The following is a 19,192-nucleotide window of genomic DNA, read 5'->3' as shown; positions in this document are numbered from 1 at the left end:
CGTGATGGTCGATGGCTGCCCTGGGAGATGGCAACGAAAAACCGATGCAGCGCACGGAACCGTGCGCTGCTCCTGAACAACCCGATATTGACTTCAGACGATGGATGTTACTATCTAGTAACAGGATAAATGTTACGGATCGGTAACATTGTCAAGGGCGTTCCAGCGACAAGACTGGAAGCGAGGAAACGTTGATGACAGTTGCTGTCAAATGTCCCCCGAGAGAGCGGATCATCGACGCTGCGCGCGACCTGTTCCGAAAGCACGGCATCAAGGGCATTGGTGTCGATGCCATCGCCGAGGCCGCCGACAGCAACAAGATGACGCTCTACCGCCATTTCGGCTCCAAGGACGACCTGGTGTTCGTCTGCCTCAAGGAGGCGGCCGCCGAGGCCGACGCCTTCTGGGAGGGCATCAAGGCCGCCAATCCCGGTGATGCCAAGGCGCAATTGCGCGACTGGGTCCGCTGCGCCGGCGAATTCGTCACCGTCGAACATTGCAATTGCGAGCTCTTGGATGCCGCAGCCCAGCTGGTCGAGATCGACCATCCGGCGCGGCAGTTCGTCGAGGAGCTTCGCAACCTGTACCGCGTGCGCCTGGTCGAGCTCTGCCGTGCTGCCGGTGCTGCCGACGCCGAGCTGATGGTCGATGCGTTGACGCTTCTGGTCGAAGGCGCCAGGACCAACTGGCGCAGCGCCGGGCCTGGCGGCGCTGCGACGCGCTTCGTCAAGGTCGCGGAGATGATCGTCGACGATTTTCTGGCGTAGGCTGGCGGCAGCTTTGGGCCGATCCAGACAGTCCGATCAAGGCGCCTCGACATCAATAAGCATGCGTTTTTCGGTACATGAAGCCGGAGCAGCAGACCGGCTGGCCGCCGTCTCGATCGCAACCTGTTCCAATGGAACGGCGCCGTGGGCCTCCCTCATCGCCTTCATCGCGGCGGACGAGGATTGCGTGCTTGTCCTCATCAATGGCAATTTAGCTGTCTCTGTAATATGGTTGTCACAATTCGGTTTGCTGACATCGGAATCCTGTCATCTGCAACCGATCCGGGCTCGAACCGATTTCGGTGGGCAATGCAGGCTGGGACCGATCCGAACAATCCTGCTTTGCCCCATGGCGAGGAGCCGGAAGGATTCAGGCTCGCACGCATAGGCGACCTGCAGGATCTGGAAGGCGGCGTGTATTGGCCGCGGCTCCGGCCGCACTTCCTCAAGCCTCATTTCAAGCTGTTGCGCTACAAGATTGAAGAAGGGACCGGGGCCGACCGGACCCCGAAATTCTTCTCGGTCCGGGGCGCGAGCGGGGTCGGCGATCTGGATGTCGCCTATGTTGCGGATCGGCTCGCCGCGACGCTGACCGTCACCGGATCCGGCATACCCGACTACTGCCTCACCGCCGTGAGCAGGGGCGCCTTGAAGTTCGGCGGCGCGCCGGGCGCTCGGACAGTGCCTGGAATCGACCGCAGCGTGGGCCTGGTCTACCGCGGCGAGCCCGGAACGACGCTGTCCGCGACCGGGAGCCACGAGCGACTTTCGGTTTGGATCCCTGCGACGAGCCTGAACCAGCGATTGGCTGCGTTGCTGGGTGGGCCCGTGACGAAGGACATCGCCTTTGAGCCGGTCTTCGACTGGGGTTCGGTGCCGGCGCAGCGCTTGAGGCGCCTCATGGAGCTGATGGTGGAGGAGCTTCGCGCGCCGACACCCTTTGCGGGCAGCGAACTCGCCAGCCGTTCTTTCATCGACCTCATGCTCTACACACTGCTGCGCGCACTCCCTCACAACCATTCGGATCATCTTGCCCGGGCAGGCAGCCCCGCTGTCCCGGGAATCATACGGCGGGCGGAGGCCTATATCCACGCCCATGTCGAAGAGCCCATCGCGCTGCACGAGGTGGCGGCGGCGGCGGGGTGCAGTGTGCGCAGCCTGCAGCTTGGCTTCCGGCGGTTCCGCGAGACGACGCCGCTGGCAGCGGTCCGCCTCGCCCGCCTCGTCGCGGTGCGCGACGCGCTCAGGACCGGCGACATCGCGGGCACGGTCACCGACCTCGCCCTTCGGTTCGGCTTCACCAATCCCAGCCGCTTCGCGCACGACTACAAGGCGGCATTCGGTGAGGCCCCGCGCGACGCCTTGCGTCGCGGTTCAGGACATCGACGACGCGGCCGGTGATTTAGGCGCCACGCAGGCCCGTGGGCGGTTGCCGCTGTCGCGATGTTTGCGCGATCTGTCCTGCTCTTTCGCTTTCCGCATAGAACGCAGCCTTAACGTAGCGTTAACTTAGGCCTGTCGCGCTCAGTCCGGCTCTCTTGCCGTTGAGCAGCGCAGCCGCCCCTGCGGCTGCCAGGCAACCGACACTATGACACCAACCGCAACTACCAGTTCGCTTAGGGAGGGCTGATCATGAAACGCGCGCTATCTGCACTTCTTGCATTGCCTGCACTTCTTGCATTGCCTGCACTTCTTGCATTGCTTGTACTGTCGCATGCAGCACAGGCGGATACGAAAACGGTTATCGTCAAAAAGAAAGCGGTCATATCAGAGGAAAGCCCGCCGGCTCTCGACAAAAGGCCCACCGGATCGGTCAGGCCCGCATCCGATGCAATCACAGATAACACCAGCAAAGACCCGTCCTATCCTCCAGCACTGTGGTTCACGTTCTAAGCAGCGCGGCGCGCCCTTTGGGGCGTGCGAACGAGGTTTTGACACGTCGAGTTGACTGATGACGGCACGCGTCAGCTTCGCTGAGCGATGTGTCGCGCTCGCGCTGATCGACCGCAGGGCGTTTGGCCTGCTGACCCCCGAGCCGATGGTTGGGGCGGCCGGTGGAAGCGTGCTTCATACGGCCAAGCTGCCACGAAGCCTGCCGACGGTACAGTTTCTGCGCCCGGTTAAGCGGATCAGTCGACCCAGACCGTCTGCTGTCGGTTCTTTGGGCCGGATTTTTTGGGGGGGGCGGAAGCCGTCGGTCGCGCGCGGACCAACTGGCGCAGCGCCGGGCCTGGCGGTGCGGCGACGCGCTTCGTCAAGGTTGCGGAGATGGTCGTCGACGATTTTCTGGCGCAGCCAGTCGGTATCCGGGCGCCGCCGGCCGGCCGCCTGGAACCTCGCATCAGATGTCTGTTCCTGATGTAACGGTCCGAGGGGCGCGAAGCCCGCTTTTGCGCCGCCGCCGCAGGCGTGAATGATTTCAGCCGGACAAGCCTGGACATCCACAGATCGCCGTCGTCGATGTGAGGCGGAAGCGCTCGATCGGGTCGCGTGAACGAACAGAGGTGGTTCAGGGTCGATTCGATCAGGACCCCAAGCGCGCAGGATTGCCATGTGAAAGCGTGTGTCGGCCTGCGTCCGGTGCTGCAGCGAGCCGCCGCAGGATGTACTCCACCCTCTCATCGGCAGGCAATGGCGGCACGGTTTCGAGAGGGAAGCCGAGGGACCGGTACACGTCGATCAGCAACGCATGGATCCGGTGTTGTGCACCGGTGTCTTCGGTCCGCGCATAGTCCCTGGCGAGCGGCAGCAGGTCGAGGACGAACACCTTCCGGTAGGAGGCGGTTTTCAGCGCTTCGATCAGTTCCGGCTCCGGCTCGAGCGACAGGAAGCGGTAGTAGGCCAAGGCATCGGGCAGCGCGCGGTCGAGGAAGCAGACCTCGTCCGGGTCGAGCATTCCTTCCTGCTCGATCTGCATCTTGAGAACGCCCTTCTGGAACTCGCGCTGGTTGGCCCGTATCTCGGCGACCGTCCGTCCGGTGACGCGCTGCGTGTCGATGAAGTGCCGTGCGTGCTCGATCGTGGTGCGATAGCCACGCTTGGCGAGCAATTCGATGGTCGTCGTCTTGCCTGAACTCGGTCCGCCGGTGATCACGTACCAGTTTGTCATGGACGGCAGCCTGACACGCGGCGGCGATCGCGCCCTTGATCGGGATCAATTGGCAGCACAGGCATCGTGCCGGTCCAGACCTCTCTTCCCAGTCCCGCGAGGCAGGCATGGTCAGCCATGCGAAACTTGCCGAGACATATGCTCTGCAGGTCGGTGACTTCGAGGGTGACGGTTTTCACGCTCGGACCTCGGGGTCGGCAGCCGAAGGTCGAATCATGCCGGCCGCCTTGTGGGAGAGGTGGTTGCAGTCGTCTGATGCTGTTCCAACCGCGACTGGACGGTCGCGGTTGGGGGGATGGCATGGAACTGCCGCTGCTGGTCATTGAGACCGCGCCGGCCCTGCGGCCGGCCCGTCTCACAGTCCGCGTGCCGCGACGGCGTTATGCACCGCAGCCACGATCGCGCCTGCAATGATGCCGAAAACGAGGCTGAAGAAAATGCCTTCGAGCCAAGCCTGGGGCGACGTCACGGGTGCGAGCGTGAACAGTCCTACCCAGGCATGCGTCACCTGCAGGCTGGGAAACAGCACTCCCACGAGCGCGCACAGGACGAACAGCACGATCAGCGCTGCGCTGGCCGCCATTGCCAGCCCCAGCATCGACAGCGTGCGTCTATTGACGATGTCGGTCATGGCATGTCTCCCTCAGCAGGGGCCTCGGGTGCGGGGATGTCCATCTGCATCTGCCGCATCATCCGCATCATGTCCATCTGCATCATCTGCATGGACCGCATCATCTCCATCATCTGCATCTGCGGCGAGCCGCCGGCGCCTGGCTGCATCATCCCGCCACTCTGCATCTGCTGCATGAGTTGCAGGTGCATCTGCATCATCGTCATCATGTGCATTTGCATCATCGGTATGGCTGCTCCCCCGCCGCCCTTCATCATGCCCATCATGTCCGGGCATTGGGCCGTCGCGTTGGCCGCGGGCGGGGCAGGAAGCTGGGCAATGTTGCCTGCCGGTGTCCCGGTCGTGGCAGAGGGGGTATCGGCCCCCTCGGGGTGATGCGGGTCGGTCTGGGCGATCGCAGGATTGGCGAGGCTGAGGAACAGCGCCGCCATGAACAGGGGCCTGGTAACGCGCATGGGTCTTCTCCCTTTGCGTTGTGCTGGATTGAATGGGTGGTGACGAGACGCCGGACAACGGTGCAATGCAGGGCAGTGCGCGGGCGAGAAGCGAAACGCCGCGGCCGTCAAGGTCGCTTGTGTCAGCCGAGGTCGCGGGGCGGATGGCGGTTGACGAGCGGATCGATCCCGTGGAGGCATTGCGCTCCTGCCAAGGTCCAGGTCCGGTGCGCGGAACCGGCAAAGCCGGGCGCGTCAGCCGGCGCCACGAGGGCAATACCGCTGCAATGCGCCAGGCTTGAACAGCAATCGGCGAACCGATCATCGCACGGCTCTTGCCCGTTGGCGTCGTGCGCGATCGATGCAGGATGGACGATGGCCAGATGGTGCAGTTGTTCGACGGACGTGCCGGGCAAAGCGGCAACCGCCGCAGCGCCGACGCCAAGCGCCAACGCCAGGCTCAAAATCAGCGCCGTCGCCAGAAGCCGGAGTTCGTCGCACAACCAAACCATGTTGACACGATAAGGCCATCCCGCAAGCTGTCCTTGATCGAAATCAAAATCGCGTCGCCGGACGTTCGAGCTTGCGGCCGGCCGGTTCGAGCCGCACGCCGGTTTCGGCGGCCAGGTCATCGTAGCCAATGGCCTGGTCGCGGCGGTCGGGATCGTCTGCCTTCTCAAAAATCGTTCGTTTCCGCGTTTTCGTGCGCTTGCTCTGCGTCAATTCGGATCCGCAGGCCAGGTGATAGGCTGGCGTCGGATTGTGGTGCCTACGCGCCGTCTCGCACGCAAACTGGACAAAGCGTCGGCCACTCGCCGGACGCAGAAAAAGGAAGGGATATGTCAGCAACGCCGGGCAGCGATCTGCCCATGGATCTAAAGCTTGCGGATGGCATGCCGCGTCGCAGCGGCCGGTGGTTCCACAAACGATATTTGCTCGTCCTGCTGATACCGGTCTTCATGTTCTTGGGCGGCGTCCTGGGTATGTATTTCCAGCCCGTACCCCTCCAGAAATTCTATGAGATTACCGGGCTGACGCCGGGTGCGGGATCAGCCTCGCCAATCGCGCTGCCTCCCAATATCGAGTTGCCGGCGCAGTTGGCCGAAACGATGCTGCCGTCCGACGTCGTGGGGCTCGCCCGCGTGATACCGCGCGGTGACGTCTCGATCGTTGCAGCGCCTTACGGGGCCGGAGATGCCAGGCTTTCCGAACTGCTCGTCGGTGTCGGCGATTGGGTCGACCGGGGCACGCCACTGGCGCGCCTGGACAACCGCGACGCACTCGAAAGCGCCGTTCTTCTCGCTGAGGCAAATCTGGCGGTACGTCAGGCTGCACTGCTTCAGACCCGCAGCACCGTCTTGTCGAGCCGCGACGAGGCGCAGGCGACGCTCGACCAGGCTCGCTCAAATCTGCGTGAAGCCGAAGCCAATCTCGATCGCACCGGGAAGCTTGCCGGTAGCGGGGTTGCGACCGGCGCTACGCTCGATACGGCGCGCGCGGCCGTCCAGGGTGCCGCGCTCAGCGTGACGCGTGCCGAGGCAACGCTCGCCCGTTTTTCCTCGGTTCACCCCGACGAGCAGCCGGACGTGGTTGTCGCCGGCCGCAACGTTGCTGCCGCCGAGGCCGATCTTGCCCGGGTGAAGCTCGACACGCAGCGGGCGCTCGTTGTCGCGCCTATTGCAGGAACGATCCTCGATATTCACGCGACGCCGGGGCAGCGACCACCGACGGAAGGGATCATGGAGATGGGTGACACCAGCCAAATGATGGCGGAGGTCGAGATCTATCAGGACCGGATTGCCAGCGTTCGAGCCGGCCAGCCGGTGGAACTGGTCGCCAGCGCGCTGGGGCGGACATTGCTGGGAACGGTGGAAAGCATCGGCCTGACTGTTGGCCGACAGGGCCTCATCTCCGACGATGCCGCCGCGAACACCGATGCGAGGGTCATTCGCATCCTCGTGGCTCTTGACGCCTCGTCGACGAAGCTGGCTTCGGGCTATACCAACCTGGAGGCTATTGCCCGCATCGACACGTCAGCGGCGACACGGGCCGCACGATGAGCCGCCTGCTGCAACGGCTCTTTGGGCGGCTCCCTATCGGCTGGTTGCAGCTGACCCATAATCGCACCCGCTTCGCGGCTGCGATCGCGGGTGTCGCCTTCGCCAACGTACTGGTCTTCGTCCAACTCGGCATAATGAACTCGATGGCCGTTGCGACGCTCAGACCGTATGAGTTTTTTCGGGCCGACATCATCATTTCGGCGGCCGACGCCAATGCGATCGCGGACGGGGGGAACGTTGCTCGCCAGTGGATGCTGCAGGCGCTGGCAAATCCGGACGTCATCGCAGGCATGGGCCTCTTTGTCGCCAATGTGCCCTGGGACCGCGGACAGACGGACATCAGCCTCACAACATTCGGGATAGATCCGTTCAAGCAGGACTTCATCTCGCCCAAGATTGCGGCCGACCTGAACCTGCTGCAGGTGAACGACGCGGCGATCCTGGACAGGCTCGCGCGCGGAATTACGCGAGACGAAGCTGTCGCCATCCGGCCGCAGACGCCGCTCTCCTTCGAGACTGACGGCCGCACCATCAAGGCCTACAACACGTTTTCCGGCGGTGGAGGGTTCGGCGGCGACGGCTACATGCTGGTCTCCGACCAGACCTTCCTGTCGCTGTTTCCCGCGCGAAGCTCGGCCGCGCCCGATCACATCCTCCTGCGCACGAGACCCGGCACGTCAGTGGACGAAGTGTCGGAACAGCTGCGCGGCCAGATCTCGGATTCCTCGCTGCGCATCCGCAGCTATGCAGACGCGATGGCCGAGGATTTGCGGTACCAGCAGACGCGACGTCCAACCGGCGTGATATTCGGGTTCGGCGTCTTTATCGGCATACTGGTTGGCCTGATCATCATCTATCAGGTACTCTCCACCGATGTGGCGGACCACTTGCGGGAATACGCGACCTTCAAGGCCATGGGATATGGCTCGCGGTTCTTTCTGGGCATCGTATTCGAGGAAGCGTTGATCCTCGGTGTCTTCGGCTTCATCCCGGGCCTGATCGTCGGCACGACAATTCTGACTGTAATGGCAAAGGTGACGACGCTGCCGCTATCGATGACGCTCGTTATGGCGGCTTCTGTCTTCGTCGGAACGATCGCAGTTTCGTCCCTGTCGGGCGCGATCGCCACCAGACGCGTCGCAGCCGCAGATCCGGCGGACCTCTTCTGATCATGGAAACGCCAGATCGCGACGTCATCGAAGTCCGTGGGCTTAACCACTGGTTCGGCATAGGCGATGCCCGCAAGCAGGCGCTCTACGATCTCAATTTCGCGATCGAGGCTGGAAGCTTCACCGTGCTCATGGGGCCATCCGGCTCCGGCAAGACGACGGTGCTTACCCTGCTCGGTTGTCTTCGCGGCGTGCAGGACGGATCTGTGCGCCTGCTCGGGGAGCAACTGAACGGTGCCCGTGAAACCACGCTGATGACGCTGAGACGGCGCCTCGGCTTCATTTTCCAAGCGCACAATCTGCATGAGAGCCTGACGGCCTTGCAGAACGTGATCATGGGCGTTCAGGTTCATGGTGATGTTTCGGATGAACTCGCACACAAGGCAGCGGTCCATGTCCTTGAACTCGTGGGCCTGTCCGATCGAATCAACTATCTGCCCGCCAACCTCTCGGGCGGACAGAAGCAACGCGTGGCCGTTGCCCGCGCACTCGTTGGCAACCCGGCACTCGTGCTGGCTGACGAGCCCACCGCCGCGCTCGACGCCGACAGTGCATCCGAAGTCGTGGATCTCCTCAAGCGCCTCGGCCGCAGCCGCGGCACGACCACTCTCCTTGTCACCCACGACAGCCGGATACTCGAACGCGCAGACCGTATCCTTGTGCTGGAGGATGGTCGAGTTGTCTCTGATACGGCACCACGAACAGCGCAGAAACGACACCACCCCTGACGCTTTTGGCGCCCTGCGCGGTCCTCTCATGAACTTGAAAAGACAAGTTTCAGTATCCGATCGCGGGCAGCTGAACGACCGCAACGGGGCGCATTGCCGCCGAAGCTCGTCGGCCGATGAGAAGCCGCTTTGTGATGTGGTTGTTTCGGCGGCATCCGGCCGCCGCAGGCCTGAATGGCAGAGTGATCTCAGCTGGACAAGCCTAGCCCTGCCATCCTTCTGCGCCGGCCTTGTCGCGGAGGTCGAACATCCACAGGCCGCCATCGTCGACATGAGGCCGATGATAAGGACGGTCGGCCGGGATGGGCTCGAGCTGCACGCCGGTTTCGTCGGCGAGGTAACCGACGGCCTGGTCGCGGCGGTGCGGGTCGAGAGGAGGTCGCGCCGGACGCTGCGCCGGGCCGGGTCGTTCATCTTCAGATGATAGAGGTTGAGCCCGCTGCGTTATTCGCGGAAGCCGGCGTTCTTTGGATACCAGAGATCATGCAGTCCGGTGTCGATGCGTTCGGCCGGGTCGAAGGTCCGGAACAGGCAATGGCGGATCTTGGCGCCAAAGAGCGAGGTGACTGCAGCCCCTATCTTGCTCGTCGAGCGATGATCTCATCGGTATTCGCCAGAAGCTTGCGGACCGCGTTGCGCGCGGCATTCGGCTTCTGCAGCCGAATGCACTTCTCGATGTTCTCGTGCAGTTTCTGCGCGCGCAGCAGGCTGCTGTCCTCGCGGGTCACGTGAACGAACAGGTGGTTCAAGGCAGATTCGATCAGGACACCGAGCGGCACCAGAAGGTCGTTGCCCGATGCGCGCAGGATTGCCACGTGAAAGCGTGTGTCGGCCTGTGTCCGGTGCTGCAGCGAAGCGGCATTGCCCATGTCGTGAAGGGCCTGGCTTATGTCAGCCATCTGCGCTTCGGTCCGGCGCTCGGCGGCCAGTGCCGTCGCTTCCGGCTCGATGATGTGGCGGAACTCCTGCACCGTCCTGAGAAAGCCTTCGCGGTCGGGCGAGGCGGCGTACCAGCTCAGGACGTCGCGGTCGAGCAGGTTCCAATGCTCCTTGGGCTCCACCCAGCTGCCGATCTTGGGGCGGGAGGCCAGCAGGCTCTTGGCCATCAGCATCTTGATCGCTTCGCGCACCGCGGAACGACTGACATCGAAGATTTCGGTCCACTTGGCCTCGTTGGGCAGGATCGTTCCGGGGGGATAGTCGCCGCGAACGATCCTGAGGCCGATCTCGCTGGCAAGGGAGGTATGTACGCTGGCGCCCGAAATACGCGTGGCGTCGGTTCGGCGGCTCGCCAGCGGCTTGTCGGCGATGAGTGCGTCTGTCGGCTTCGAGGCCATTGGTCTTCCTGTTGTCGTCTTCCTGTTGTCGTCTGGCCGATGCTGGAATTTCGGGCCGCCTTCGCAACAGAGTGGTGCGCCATCCCAAGTGTCAAGCGTCGCTTCCCGGCGCCGGCCAATCAGTTTTGCGAGACGTATTTTCGCCAGCTGTGCTGGCTGCGGAAACCCAGGACCTCCTTGGCCTTGCGATTGGACAGCAGCGTTTCGAATTCGCCGAGTTCATGCTTCAACGGCACGCCGGGATAGAACCGCTCGAGCAGCTCTTGTGTCGGCAGGTCGGACGAGGTGTCGTCATTGGCCGCGTTGAAGACCTGATAGCCCAGGCCGTCGGTCTTGACCGCGAGGTCGGTGATCTGACCCAGGTCACGCGCGTCGATGTAGCTCCAGGCGATGCGCTTGCGGAAACCCGGATCGGCAAACCACTTCGGAAACAGCTCGTATTCGTGCGGCTCGATGACGTTGCCGATCCGCAAGGCATAGATGTCGAAGCCGCTGCGCAGTGCAAAGGCCCGTGCCGTCTTTTCATTGACGACCTTGGAGAGGGCATAGCTGTCCATCGGATCGACGTCATAGTCCTCATCGAGCGGAAAATAGTGCGGGTTTCGCGGCTCATTGGCGAAGACAAGACCATAGGTCGTCTCGCTCGAGGCGATGATGATCTTGCGGATGCCGAGTTTCACCGCCGCCTCGATGACGTTGTAGGTGCCGAGCGCGTTGATGCGGAACAGCTCGTTATCAGGTGTGAGCATGATCCGAGGAATGGCGGCGAAATGCACGACGGCGTCGACGGGCTGCGGCCGCAACGACGGGTCGAACTCGTGCAGCCCCATATAGCTGGTCAGCGCGTTGAAGAGCTGGCCGCTGTCGGTGATGTCGGTGATCAGCGTCCGGACCTTTGGATTGTCGAGCGGCCTGGCGTCGAGATTGAGAAGCTGATGCCCCTGGTCGACAAGGTACTGGACGACGTGGCGGCCGGCCTTGCCGCTGCCGCCGGTAAAGATGATCCGCTTCGACATTTTGTCCTCCACATTCTGCCAGATCATTGGATATTGTCAGACAATATCATCGGTGACGACTGCGCCGAATTCAACCTGCGACCGGAGGGCACGGAAGATGGCAAACAGCACCAGATCGACCGAGCAGATCGGTTTCATCGGCCTTGGCCTGATGGGGCATGGCATTGCCAGGAACATCGTCGACAAGGGCTATCCGCTGACCTTTCTCGGCCGCAGGAACCGCGGCCCGGCCGAAGACATGATCGCCCGCGGCGCCGTCGAGGTCCCCACTGCTGCGGAGGTGGCCGCCCGCTCGAGCGTCATTTTTATCTGCGTCACCGGTTCGCGGCAGGTCGAAGACGTCGTTCGCGGCGCAGGCGGGTTGAAGCAGGCGCTGAAGCCGGGCTCGGTGGTTGTCGATTGTTCGACGTCCGACCCGGTGTCGACGATGGCGCTGGCGGCCGAGCTTGCCGCCGTCGACGTCACCTTGGTCGACGCGCCGTTGAGCCGCACGCCAAAGGAGGCGTGGGAGGGCACCCTGGACACCATGGTCGGCGCTTCCGATACGATGTTTGCCAGGCTGAAACCGGTGTTCGACACCTGGGCCGGGCGTGCCGTCCATGTCGGCCAAACCGGCGACGGCCACCGGATGAAGCTGTTGAACAATTTTCTGTCGCTCGGCTATGCAGCACTTTATTCCGAAGCCCTGGCCCTGGCCGGCAAGGTCGGCATCTCGCCCGCCCGCTTCGACAGCGTCATCCGCAACGGCCGCATGGACTGCGGTTTCTATCAGACCTTCATGCGCTGGACCCTCGAAGGGGATCGCGACGCCCACAAGTTTACGCTGGCCAATGCGGTCAAGGACCTGACCTATCTCGAATCGATGGCCGATTCCGTCGGCATGGTGAACCCGCTGGGAAATGCCGCCAAGAACGCGTTTGCCGGCGCCGTCGCCGCCGGCGGAGGCGAGCGCTACGTGCCGATGCTGGCGACACATATCGGGCAGATCAACGGCGTCGACCTGGCGCCGCCGGAAAAGAGCTGAGTGAGCCCGGGCGGGACACGTGTCTACCGTCCCGAGCGGGCGATCACGTCGTCGGTGTCGGCCAGCAGCCTGTGCACGGCGTTGCGCGCCGCCCTGGGGCGCCTAAGCCGGATGTTCGTCTCGATCGCCTCATGCAGGCTCTGGGCGCGTTCGTCCCTGATCTCCTGCGTCACGAAGGTGAAGAGGTGATGGAGCGCGGATTCGATCAGCACGCCCAGCGGCACCAGAAGGTCGTTGCCGGATGCACGCAGTATGGCAAGGTGGAAGCGCGTGTCTGCCTGGGTGCGTTCCTGCAATGATGTCGCCTGGCCCATGTCGCGACAGCTCTGGCTGATCTCGCCCATCTGCGCTTCGCTGTGGCGTTCCGCGGCAAAGGCGGCGGCTTCCGGCTCGATGATGTGGCGGAACTCCTGCACTGTGCGCAGAAAGGCTTCGCGATCGGGCGAGGCCGCATACCAGCTCAGCACGTCACGATCGAGCAGGTTCCAGCGATCCTTCGGTTCGACCCAGCTGCCGACCTTGGGGCGCGATGCCAGAAGGCTCTTTGCCATCAGCATCTTGATCGCCTCGCGCACGGCCGAGCGGCTGACATCGAAGGTTTCAGACCATTTCGCCTCGTTCGGCAGGATGGTGCCCGGCGGATAGTCGCCGCGCACGATCCTGAGGCCGATCTCGCTGGCGAGCCAGGCGTGCACGCTCGAGCCGCTCATGCGCGCGGCGTTGGGGCGACGCATTGCCGGCGGGCGGTCGGCGACCGTTTCCTCAGGCCTTTTGGACGTTCCGTCTGCCATCGACCGAGTTGATCTCTGCTGGATCAATTCCGTTCTGATTGGTGCAGCAAAAGCCGGCTCGGGCGGCGGAACCGTCCGCGCGCGACATCAACCGCGCAGGCTTGTCGGAGCGCCGGCGAGCCGGGCGCTCCGAGCTGCACCTACTTCTGGCCTGCACCTATTTCTGGATACAGGTATCGACCGTGTCCTTGGTGCATTCGTCGAGGCCGGTGAAGACCGGATCGTCGACCGTCTTGCCTTCGATCAGGTCGATCATGACAGTCGGTGCCTTGTAGCCCATTTCGAACGGCCGCTGGCCGACCAGCGCAGTGACAAGGCCCTCCCTGGCAATCGCCACTTCGTCGCCGATCGTGTCGGCAGCGCCGATGACGAACTCGTTCTTGGCGATCTTGTCGGCCATCGGCTTGAACAGGTCGCGATAGGGCTGCGGGGCGCCGAACAAGGGCCAGCCGCCCATGATGCCGAAGGCATCGAGGTCGGGATTGGCCGCGAGGATGTCGGTCATCGCCTGGACGCCCTTGGCGCCATCGTCATTGGTGAAGACAGGGCAGCCGGCAACCTCGGTCCAGCCGCCTTCACCCTTGAGTTCAGTCAGGCCCTTCTGGCCGGTCAGCGTGTCGCGCATGCCCTGGGCGCGGCGCAGGATGTTGTCGGCGCCCGGATTGCCCTCGATGGTGCAGATCTTGCCACCACTGGGCTTGGCTTTCTTGATGTATTCGCCGATGCGCGCGCCCATCAGGTAGTTGTCGGTGCCGAGATAGGTCTTGCGCAATGCGGCGTCCTCGGCGGCGAGATCGGCATCCAGCGTCATGACCGGAACAGTCGGGTTGGCGGTCTTGATGGTCTGGGCGATCAGCTTGGCGTTCGAAGGCGAAATGGCGATCGCAGCCGTGTCGGCCTTGCCCAGCATGTCCTGGACGATCTGCGCTTCGCCAGCCTCATCCGACGTCGATGCCGGCCCGGTGTAGAAGCATTCATATTCCGAGCTGGCGTTTTCCTTGTTCCACTTCTGGCAACCCTGGTTGATGGCTTCGAAGAATGGGTTGTCGAGGCCTTTGACGACGATGACGAGCTGCTTCTTGGCGAGCGCGTTTCCAGCGCTGAGTGCCAGGACAGCGGTAGCGAGCAATAATGCCTTCCTCATTGTTTCCTCCCATTTGAACAAACGGGCACGGCGTGCCCGCGACGAAATCAACCCGGATACCAGACGGTGCGAGGATCATTGTCCGAACGCTCGTACCGCCAGGCCGAGTCGATGAGCATTTCGAGGTCGTATCGGGGGTGCCAGCCAAGCAGGGACCTGGCCTTGGCATTGTCCATCCAGTTCGAGTGGTACTGGCTCGCTATGTCGATCGAGGCGAGGTGACGGGTGCGGGCGAGATGGTCGGCGACCTCGCCATAATCGACCGGACGATCCATGCAGACGTTGAAGAGTTGCTGCCTGGCGCGCGGATTGTCGATCGCCGCAAGGATCGCCGACACCAGGTCGTGGACATGGACGAAGTTGCGCTTCAGCGGCTGCCCGTCGGCATCACGCAACAGCGGCACGGTGCCCGCCCTGGCATGGCGCCTGGCGTCTGCCTCCGGCACCAGTGTCTTCCAGTCCGGGCCGCCAAAGACGTCGTCACCGAAAGACAGCGTGTATCTGAAGTCGTCCTTCTCCATGATCCACGGCGCGCGCAGGCAGCACCAGTTGAGGCCATACTGGATGCCGAACTGCTCCAGCATGACCTCTTCGAGAACCTTCGACAGCGCATAGCTGCCGGGATAGGCCCGATGCCGTGCCGCTTCGGTGAGGGGCGCATCGTTGCGGTAGTGGAAATGACCGATCGCCGCGTCGCCGCCGATGAGGATGAACTGTCGGGCGGTTGGACTGAGCCGAAACGCCTCGAGCAGCCAGAACAGGCCCTTGACGGCGACGTCCATCACGTCAGCTGGCGTTTCCTTGCATGTGGCGAGGTGCACGACGTGGGTGACGCCGGCAAGCGCGTTGGCAACGACGTCGCGATCGGCGATCGAGCCGCGGGCGATCTCGATGCGGTCGCCTTCATCGACGGAGCGGTTGTGACAAAGCGCGCGGATGCGGGTCTCGGAAAATCGCGGATCGTCAAGCAGCCCAGCGATGAAGTGCCGCCCGACCTTGCCCGTTGCACCGGTAACAAGGATCAGCATGCTCTTCCTCCGATGCCCAGCTAATATCCTGGCGTCGTCGTCGTCAATGCTATTTGTCCGACAAAACAGATTTTTGAGACATTTGTGCCGAGTCCACCCGACAATTGATTGACGCTGTCGAGGCGTTTTGCATAAATGCGGGTCTTCGCGTTTCCCGGGAGGAGATCGGGGAACGTGAATGCGCAGTGCCCGAGCGTGACGCGTGCGGGACGGCTTGCGAGGCTTGCATGTTTCGGGAGGCTAGAGGCTGGTGGCAGTTCTCGAACTCGCCAACATTTCCAAGCATTTCGGCGCCATCCAGGCGGTCAACGACGTGTCGTTCTCGCTCGAGGCGGGACAGGTCGTCGGCCTGATGGGCGACAACGGCGCCGGCAAGTCGACCCTGGTCAAGATGATCGCCGGCAACTTTCGGCCGAGCCATGGCAGCATGCGGCTGGAGGGGGCCGAGCTGGTCATGCATCGCCCGGTGGAAGCGCGGCAGCATGGCATCGAGATCGTCCACCAGGACCTCGCGCTGTGCAACAATCTGACGGCGGCGGCGAACGTCTTCCTTGGCCGCGAGCTGCGCCGCGGTTTTGGACCGTTGCGCGTCCTCGACTACAAGGCGATGTACAAGCGGGCCGGCGAGATCTTCAGGGACCTGAAGTCCGAGACGCGGCCGCGCGACCTCGTCCGGCAGATGTCGGGTGGGCAGCGGCAGGCGGTGGCCATTGCCCGCACCATGCTTTCCGAGGCCAAGATCGTGTTGATGGACGAGCCGACGGCGGCGATCTCGGTCCGTCAGGTGGCGGAAGTCCTCAACCTGATCCGCCAGCTGCGCGATCGCGGCATTGCCGTCGTGCTGATCAGCCACCGCATGCCTGATGTCTTTACGGTGGCTGACAGGGTCATCGTCATGCGGCGTGGCCACAAGGTTGCCGACAAGCCGATTGCCTTGAGTTCGCCGGAGGAAGTGACGGGGCTTATTACCGGTGCCATCGAACAGGTATGATCAACCCTGCCGGTCGCGCAGTGACGAAACGAAGGTCGATGATGGCTGTTACCCTTGACCAGAGCATTTCACAGAAACAGCAGAGCTGGATGGCGCAGGTTCTCGGCAGCCAGACCTTCTGGGTCCTCATTGCCGTCATTCTGGCCTGCATCTTCCTGTCCTTTGCCACCGATTCATTCGCGACGACGAAAAACCTCTACAACATCACCCGCAACGTCACCTTCGTCGCGATCATCGCGCTTGGCATGACGCTGGTCATCATCACCGGCGGCATCGATCTGTCGGTCGGTTCGGTGCTGTGCCTGTGCAGCATGGTGCTGGCGGTGGTCATGCATGCCGGATACGGCATCGAGGTCGGCATTGCGGCGGCCATCGGCACCGCGCTGGTGATCGGGGCGTTCAACGGCATCTTGATCGCCTATCTCGACTTTCCGCCATTCGTGGTCACGCTCGGCATGCTGTCGATCGCACGCAGCCTGGCCATGGTCGCATCCAACAACACCGTCGTCTTCCAGTTTGGCCCCGACCACGACAAGCTGCTGGCGCTGGGCGGCGGCGCCTGGTTCTTCGGCATCGCCAATCCGGTGCTGTACATGATCGTTCTGGCGCTGCTCACCGGTTTTGTGCTGCGCTGGACGCGATTTGGCCGCTACGTCTTTGCCATCGGCGGCAATGAGCACGCAGCGACGCTGACCGGCGTTCCGGTGCGCAAGATCAAGGTCGCCGTCTACATGATCTCGGCGCTGTCGGCCGGCATCGCCGGCATCATCCAGACCGGCTGGCTCGGTGCCGTCACCACCAATATCGGCGCAGGCATGGAACTTCAGGTGATCGCGGCCGCCGTCATCGGCGGCGCCAACCTGGCCGGCGGGGTCGGCACTGCCTTCGGCGCGATCATCGGTGCGGCGCTGATCGAGGTGATCCGCAACAGCCTTGGCCTGCTCGGCATCAACGCCTTCTGGCAAGGCACATTCATCGGCAGCGCCATCGTGCTTGCCGTGCTGTTCGACAGGATCCGCAATTTCCGGCTGAGCGAATAGTGGTTCTGCGGGGCGGCGATCCTCGACGGCCGAACCGAAAAATTCCGTCCTGTTGCCTGTGCGCGCAACCGGCTTGAAGCGAGCGGAAGCCGACCAACGCAGCCGCCAACCGGCATGCCAGCGGCGTTGCGAGCGGGGAGACGCCGGAGTAAACTTACACCCGATGGACCAGAAGCGATGCGGGAGCATTGCGGAAGGAGGTCCGGCATGGAAGCGCCCTCGAACGACAACCCACAAAAACCGCCGGCGGCGGAGGCTGGCGTCATTCTCAAAGACCCTGTCCACGAGCTGACCGTCCATGCCGACGTTCTCGCCTTGTTAGCCGATCCGGCAACCACGCGGCTTTGCCTGGATATCGCCGAAGACGCAGCGTGTGCCGTCGGCGGCACCATGGCCGCCGCCCATGTCGGCGCCGATCCTGAAAGGATGATCGCGGCCGCCGAGGAGATCGACCTGCAGATGCTGCGTGACCTCGACGAAGGCTCGCCGGCGCAGCGGTTGGAGCGGGTCACTTCCGCATTCGAAGACTGGAAGCGAGGCAAGCCGGGTCGAGACCGTCTTCGTCTTGATGATTGCCGCGGCGACCTTAATCGCTGCGTGACGAGCGAATGCCATGAGACGGCACTCGCCGTCGCCCCCTGCCATGGCAACATAGATGCCCGCGATGCGTTTCACGACCTTCTGTTCAACGAACACAAGCTCGTCCTGGCGCCGCCGCCCGGCCAATATGCCGGTGATCTGATGGGTCACATCGTGGTTGGCTGGAAGCAGCACGATCATGCCCAGCGCGCCGTCGTCGCAGCGAGACGCTGGCTGGCGGCAGCCGATCACATCACCGTTCTATGCATCAACGACAAAACCGACGGACGTAATCAGTTCACGGCGCGGGAACTGCTCAAGCAGCTCGAGCTGGACGGCGACGTTGTCACGACCAGCTCAGGCAACTGCTCCGTCGGCGAAACGATCCTCGATTTCGCGAAAACCGCGAAGGCCACCTGCCTGCTGATCGGCGCCTTCAAGCATGGATATTTCCTGGAGCTGCTGCTCGGTCGCGTCACCCACTACCTGTTGTCGCATAGCACGCTGCCGATGATGATGAAGCATTAGAGCGCCGGGCGGGGTCGTGGCCACCGCGGACTGGGCATCATCGGAAAGCGGGCGATCGTCCTTCCCATGGCACATGAATCCAGCTCAAGCGGAGCTTGGAGTGATCTCTGACGTTGACCGTGAATGTGGCGTCAGAGCGTTGCGGGACGTATCCCGCGCAATCCTGCGGAGAACGCAGCCGTGACCAGCCGAACCATAGAAACCGTCGTCCACTTCGCATCCGCATTTTCATTCGCGGGCATCGCCGGACAGCAACCGGCGGGAGCCTACCGTGTCGATCGAGACGAAGAACTGATCGAAAGCGTCTCCCGAGTGGCCTGGCTGCGAACCAAGACATTCTTCCATCTGCCGGCGATCGACACGCCGGGGCCTAAACAACAGATGGTGCCGATCAATCCGGCAGACCTCGAAGCCGCACTGGAAAGGGACCGGCAATCATGACTGCGACCTTCCTCATGCGAGGCAAGCATCCTGCCCGGCGCGACCCGACGATCCATCGTTTTTCGATAGGGCAGACCGTACGGTTGAAGCGAAGCTTCGGCACGCAGGCATACCGCATTACGGGCACGTTGCCCGCGAGAGAAGACTCGCCTCAGTACCGCATCCGCAACGAACGAGAACTTCATGAGCGCGTGACGTCCGAAGACAATATCGAACTGCTCGGCGCGCCACTGGGGCAGGACGACGCAAGTCTCATCGAAAGGGCATTCGGCCATGGCTAAGGGACAAAAGCGCAGCAGTCGCGAGATTCGAAAGCCCAAGCAGGCCCAGGTGAAAACACCTCCGATGCGTGAAGTCACGTTCGGCAGCCAGATA

General features: G+C 63.0%; 22 protein-coding genes and 1 pseudogene. 13 read left to right on the top strand and 10 right to left on the bottom strand.

Features of this window, described 5'->3' with window-relative positions; translation table 11 throughout:
- Positions 1-194 precede the first annotated feature (194 nt).
- From HNQ95_RS06610 to HNQ95_RS06600, 3 genes are all read left to right on the top strand, one after another.
- Complete coding sequence (locus HNQ95_RS06610) at positions 195-767, top strand: TetR/AcrR family transcriptional regulator (protein ID WP_182573613.1); 573 nt, start codon at positions 195-197, stop codon at positions 765-767.
- 228 nt (positions 768-995) lie between these two features.
- Positions 996-2,168 (top strand): helix-turn-helix transcriptional regulator, encoded by a 1,173-nt coding sequence (locus tag HNQ95_RS06605; RefSeq protein WP_182585771.1) that lies wholly within the window; start codon positions 996-998, stop codon positions 2,166-2,168.
- Between the two features lie 231 nt (positions 2,169-2,399).
- Positions 2,400-2,660 (top strand): hypothetical protein, encoded by a 261-nt coding sequence (locus HNQ95_RS06600; protein WP_182573615.1) that lies wholly within the window; start codon positions 2,400-2,402, stop codon positions 2,658-2,660.
- 631 nt (positions 2,661-3,291) lie between these two features.
- On the opposite strand, the gene HNQ95_RS06595 is transcribed toward HNQ95_RS06600, so the two are convergent.
- From HNQ95_RS06595 to HNQ95_RS06575, 5 genes are all read right to left on the bottom strand, one after another.
- The gene (locus HNQ95_RS06595; RefSeq protein WP_210289150.1) at positions 3,292-3,861 is read right to left on the bottom strand and encodes an AAA family ATPase; all 570 of its coding nucleotides are present in this window, start codon (positions 3,859-3,861) and stop codon (positions 3,292-3,294) included.
- Positions 3,862-3,872: 11 nt separating this feature from the next.
- On the bottom strand, positions 3,873-4,055 hold the full coding sequence (locus HNQ95_RS06590; RefSeq protein WP_182573617.1) for a hypothetical protein: 183 nt from the start codon (positions 4,053-4,055) through the stop codon (positions 3,873-3,875).
- 176 nt (positions 4,056-4,231) lie between these two features.
- On the bottom strand, positions 4,232-4,507 hold the full coding sequence (locus HNQ95_RS06585) for a hypothetical protein (RefSeq protein WP_067963662.1): 276 nt from the start codon (positions 4,505-4,507) through the stop codon (positions 4,232-4,234).
- Positions 4,504-4,962 carry a hypothetical protein gene (locus HNQ95_RS06580; protein WP_182573618.1) on the bottom strand — a complete coding sequence of 153 codons (459 nt, stop codon included), beginning with the start codon at positions 4,960-4,962 and terminating at the stop codon, positions 4,504-4,506. The genes HNQ95_RS06585 and HNQ95_RS06580 overlap by 4 nt, the downstream gene beginning before the upstream one ends.
- Before the next feature lie 122 nt (positions 4,963-5,084).
- The gene (locus HNQ95_RS06575; protein ID WP_182573619.1) at positions 5,085-5,573 is read right to left on the bottom strand and encodes a hypothetical protein; all 489 of its coding nucleotides are present in this window, start codon (positions 5,571-5,573) and stop codon (positions 5,085-5,087) included.
- Between the two features lie 207 nt (positions 5,574-5,780).
- On the opposite strand from HNQ95_RS06575, the gene HNQ95_RS06570 reads away from it, so the two are divergent.
- From HNQ95_RS06570 to HNQ95_RS33380, 4 genes are all read left to right on the top strand, one after another.
- Positions 5,781-7,001 (top strand): HlyD family efflux transporter periplasmic adaptor subunit, encoded by a 1,221-nt coding sequence (locus tag HNQ95_RS06570; protein ID WP_169808343.1) that lies wholly within the window; start codon positions 5,781-5,783, stop codon positions 6,999-7,001.
- On the top strand, positions 6,998-8,170 hold the full coding sequence (locus tag HNQ95_RS06565; RefSeq protein ID WP_154387341.1) for an FtsX-like permease family protein: 1,173 nt from the start codon (positions 6,998-7,000) through the stop codon (positions 8,168-8,170). The genes HNQ95_RS06570 and HNQ95_RS06565 overlap by 4 nt, the downstream gene beginning before the upstream one ends.
- 2 nt (positions 8,171-8,172) lie before the next feature.
- Positions 8,173-8,898: an ATP-binding cassette domain-containing protein gene (locus HNQ95_RS06560; RefSeq protein ID WP_067963645.1), complete on the top strand. Its 726-nt coding sequence runs from the start codon at positions 8,173-8,175 to the stop codon at positions 8,896-8,898.
- A gap of 280 nt (positions 8,899-9,178) precedes the next feature.
- Positions 9,179-9,322: a hypothetical protein gene (locus HNQ95_RS33380; RefSeq protein WP_210289149.1), complete on the top strand. Its 144-nt coding sequence runs from the start codon at positions 9,179-9,181 to the stop codon at positions 9,320-9,322.
- A 151-nt stretch (positions 9,323-9,473) separates the two neighbouring features.
- Here HNQ95_RS33380 and HNQ95_RS06550 read toward each other — a convergent pair whose 3' ends face one another.
- Positions 9,474-10,235: a FadR/GntR family transcriptional regulator gene (locus HNQ95_RS06550; RefSeq protein ID WP_154387338.1), complete on the bottom strand. Its 762-nt coding sequence runs from the start codon at positions 10,233-10,235 to the stop codon at positions 9,474-9,476.
- A 119-nt stretch (positions 10,236-10,354) separates the two neighbouring features.
- Positions 10,355-11,251, bottom strand: coding sequence for an NAD-dependent epimerase/dehydratase family protein (locus HNQ95_RS06545; protein WP_182573620.1), 897 nt, complete (start codon positions 11,249-11,251; stop codon positions 10,355-10,357).
- A gap of 97 nt (positions 11,252-11,348) precedes the next feature.
- Between HNQ95_RS06545 and HNQ95_RS06540 the strand changes: the two genes are divergently transcribed.
- On the top strand, positions 11,349-12,275 hold the full coding sequence (locus HNQ95_RS06540) for an NAD(P)-dependent oxidoreductase (protein WP_067963638.1): 927 nt from the start codon (positions 11,349-11,351) through the stop codon (positions 12,273-12,275).
- A 23-nt stretch (positions 12,276-12,298) separates the two neighbouring features.
- On the opposite strand, the gene HNQ95_RS06535 is transcribed toward HNQ95_RS06540, so the two are convergent.
- The 3 genes from HNQ95_RS06535 to HNQ95_RS06525 form a co-directional block, all read right to left on the bottom strand.
- The gene (locus tag HNQ95_RS06535) at positions 12,299-13,066 is read right to left on the bottom strand and encodes a FadR/GntR family transcriptional regulator (protein ID WP_182573621.1); all 768 of its coding nucleotides are present in this window, start codon (positions 13,064-13,066) and stop codon (positions 12,299-12,301) included.
- Between the two features lie 157 nt (positions 13,067-13,223).
- Positions 13,224-14,210 (bottom strand): substrate-binding domain-containing protein, encoded by a 987-nt coding sequence (locus tag HNQ95_RS06530; protein WP_182573622.1) that lies wholly within the window; start codon positions 14,208-14,210, stop codon positions 13,224-13,226.
- Between the two features lie 47 nt (positions 14,211-14,257).
- Positions 14,258-15,238, bottom strand: a complete 981-nt coding sequence (locus HNQ95_RS06525) for an NAD-dependent epimerase/dehydratase family protein (protein WP_182573623.1) — start codon at positions 15,236-15,238, stop codon at positions 14,258-14,260.
- A gap of 227 nt (positions 15,239-15,465) precedes the next feature.
- On the opposite strand from HNQ95_RS06525, the pseudogene HNQ95_RS06520 reads away from it, so the two are divergent.
- The 5 genes and pseudogenes from HNQ95_RS06520 to HNQ95_RS06500 all read left to right on the top strand — a co-directional run bounded on the left by HNQ95_RS06520 (position 15,466) and on the right by HNQ95_RS06500 (position 19,098).
- Positions 15,466-16,229, top strand: a pseudogene (locus HNQ95_RS06520) (ATP-binding cassette domain-containing protein).
- Between the two features lie 41 nt (positions 16,230-16,270).
- Positions 16,271-17,269 (top strand): ABC transporter permease, encoded by a 999-nt coding sequence (locus HNQ95_RS06515; protein ID WP_067966810.1) that lies wholly within the window; start codon positions 16,271-16,273, stop codon positions 17,267-17,269.
- A 207-nt stretch (positions 17,270-17,476) separates the two neighbouring features.
- Entirely contained in the window at positions 17,477-18,376 is a 900-nt protein-coding gene (locus HNQ95_RS06510; RefSeq protein ID WP_067963624.1) for a universal stress protein, read from the top strand.
- 180 nt (positions 18,377-18,556) lie between these two features.
- A complete protein-coding gene (locus tag HNQ95_RS06505; RefSeq protein WP_067963620.1) occupies positions 18,557-18,817 on the top strand; it encodes a hypothetical protein in 261 nt (86 codons plus the stop codon).
- On the top strand, positions 18,814-19,098 hold the full coding sequence (locus HNQ95_RS06500; protein WP_067963617.1) for a hypothetical protein: 285 nt from the start codon (positions 18,814-18,816) through the stop codon (positions 19,096-19,098). The genes HNQ95_RS06505 and HNQ95_RS06500 overlap by 4 nt, the downstream gene beginning before the upstream one ends.
- The last annotated feature ends 94 nt before the right edge of the window (positions 19,099-19,192 follow it).

The organism is Aminobacter ciceronei (assembly GCF_014138625.1).
In the GTDB taxonomy this organism is placed as follows: Bacteria; Pseudomonadota; Alphaproteobacteria; order Rhizobiales; family Rhizobiaceae; genus Aminobacter; species Aminobacter ciceronei.
The sequence above is the reverse complement of the archived record's forward strand: the minus strand, read 5'-3'. Positions and strand labels throughout refer to the sequence as shown.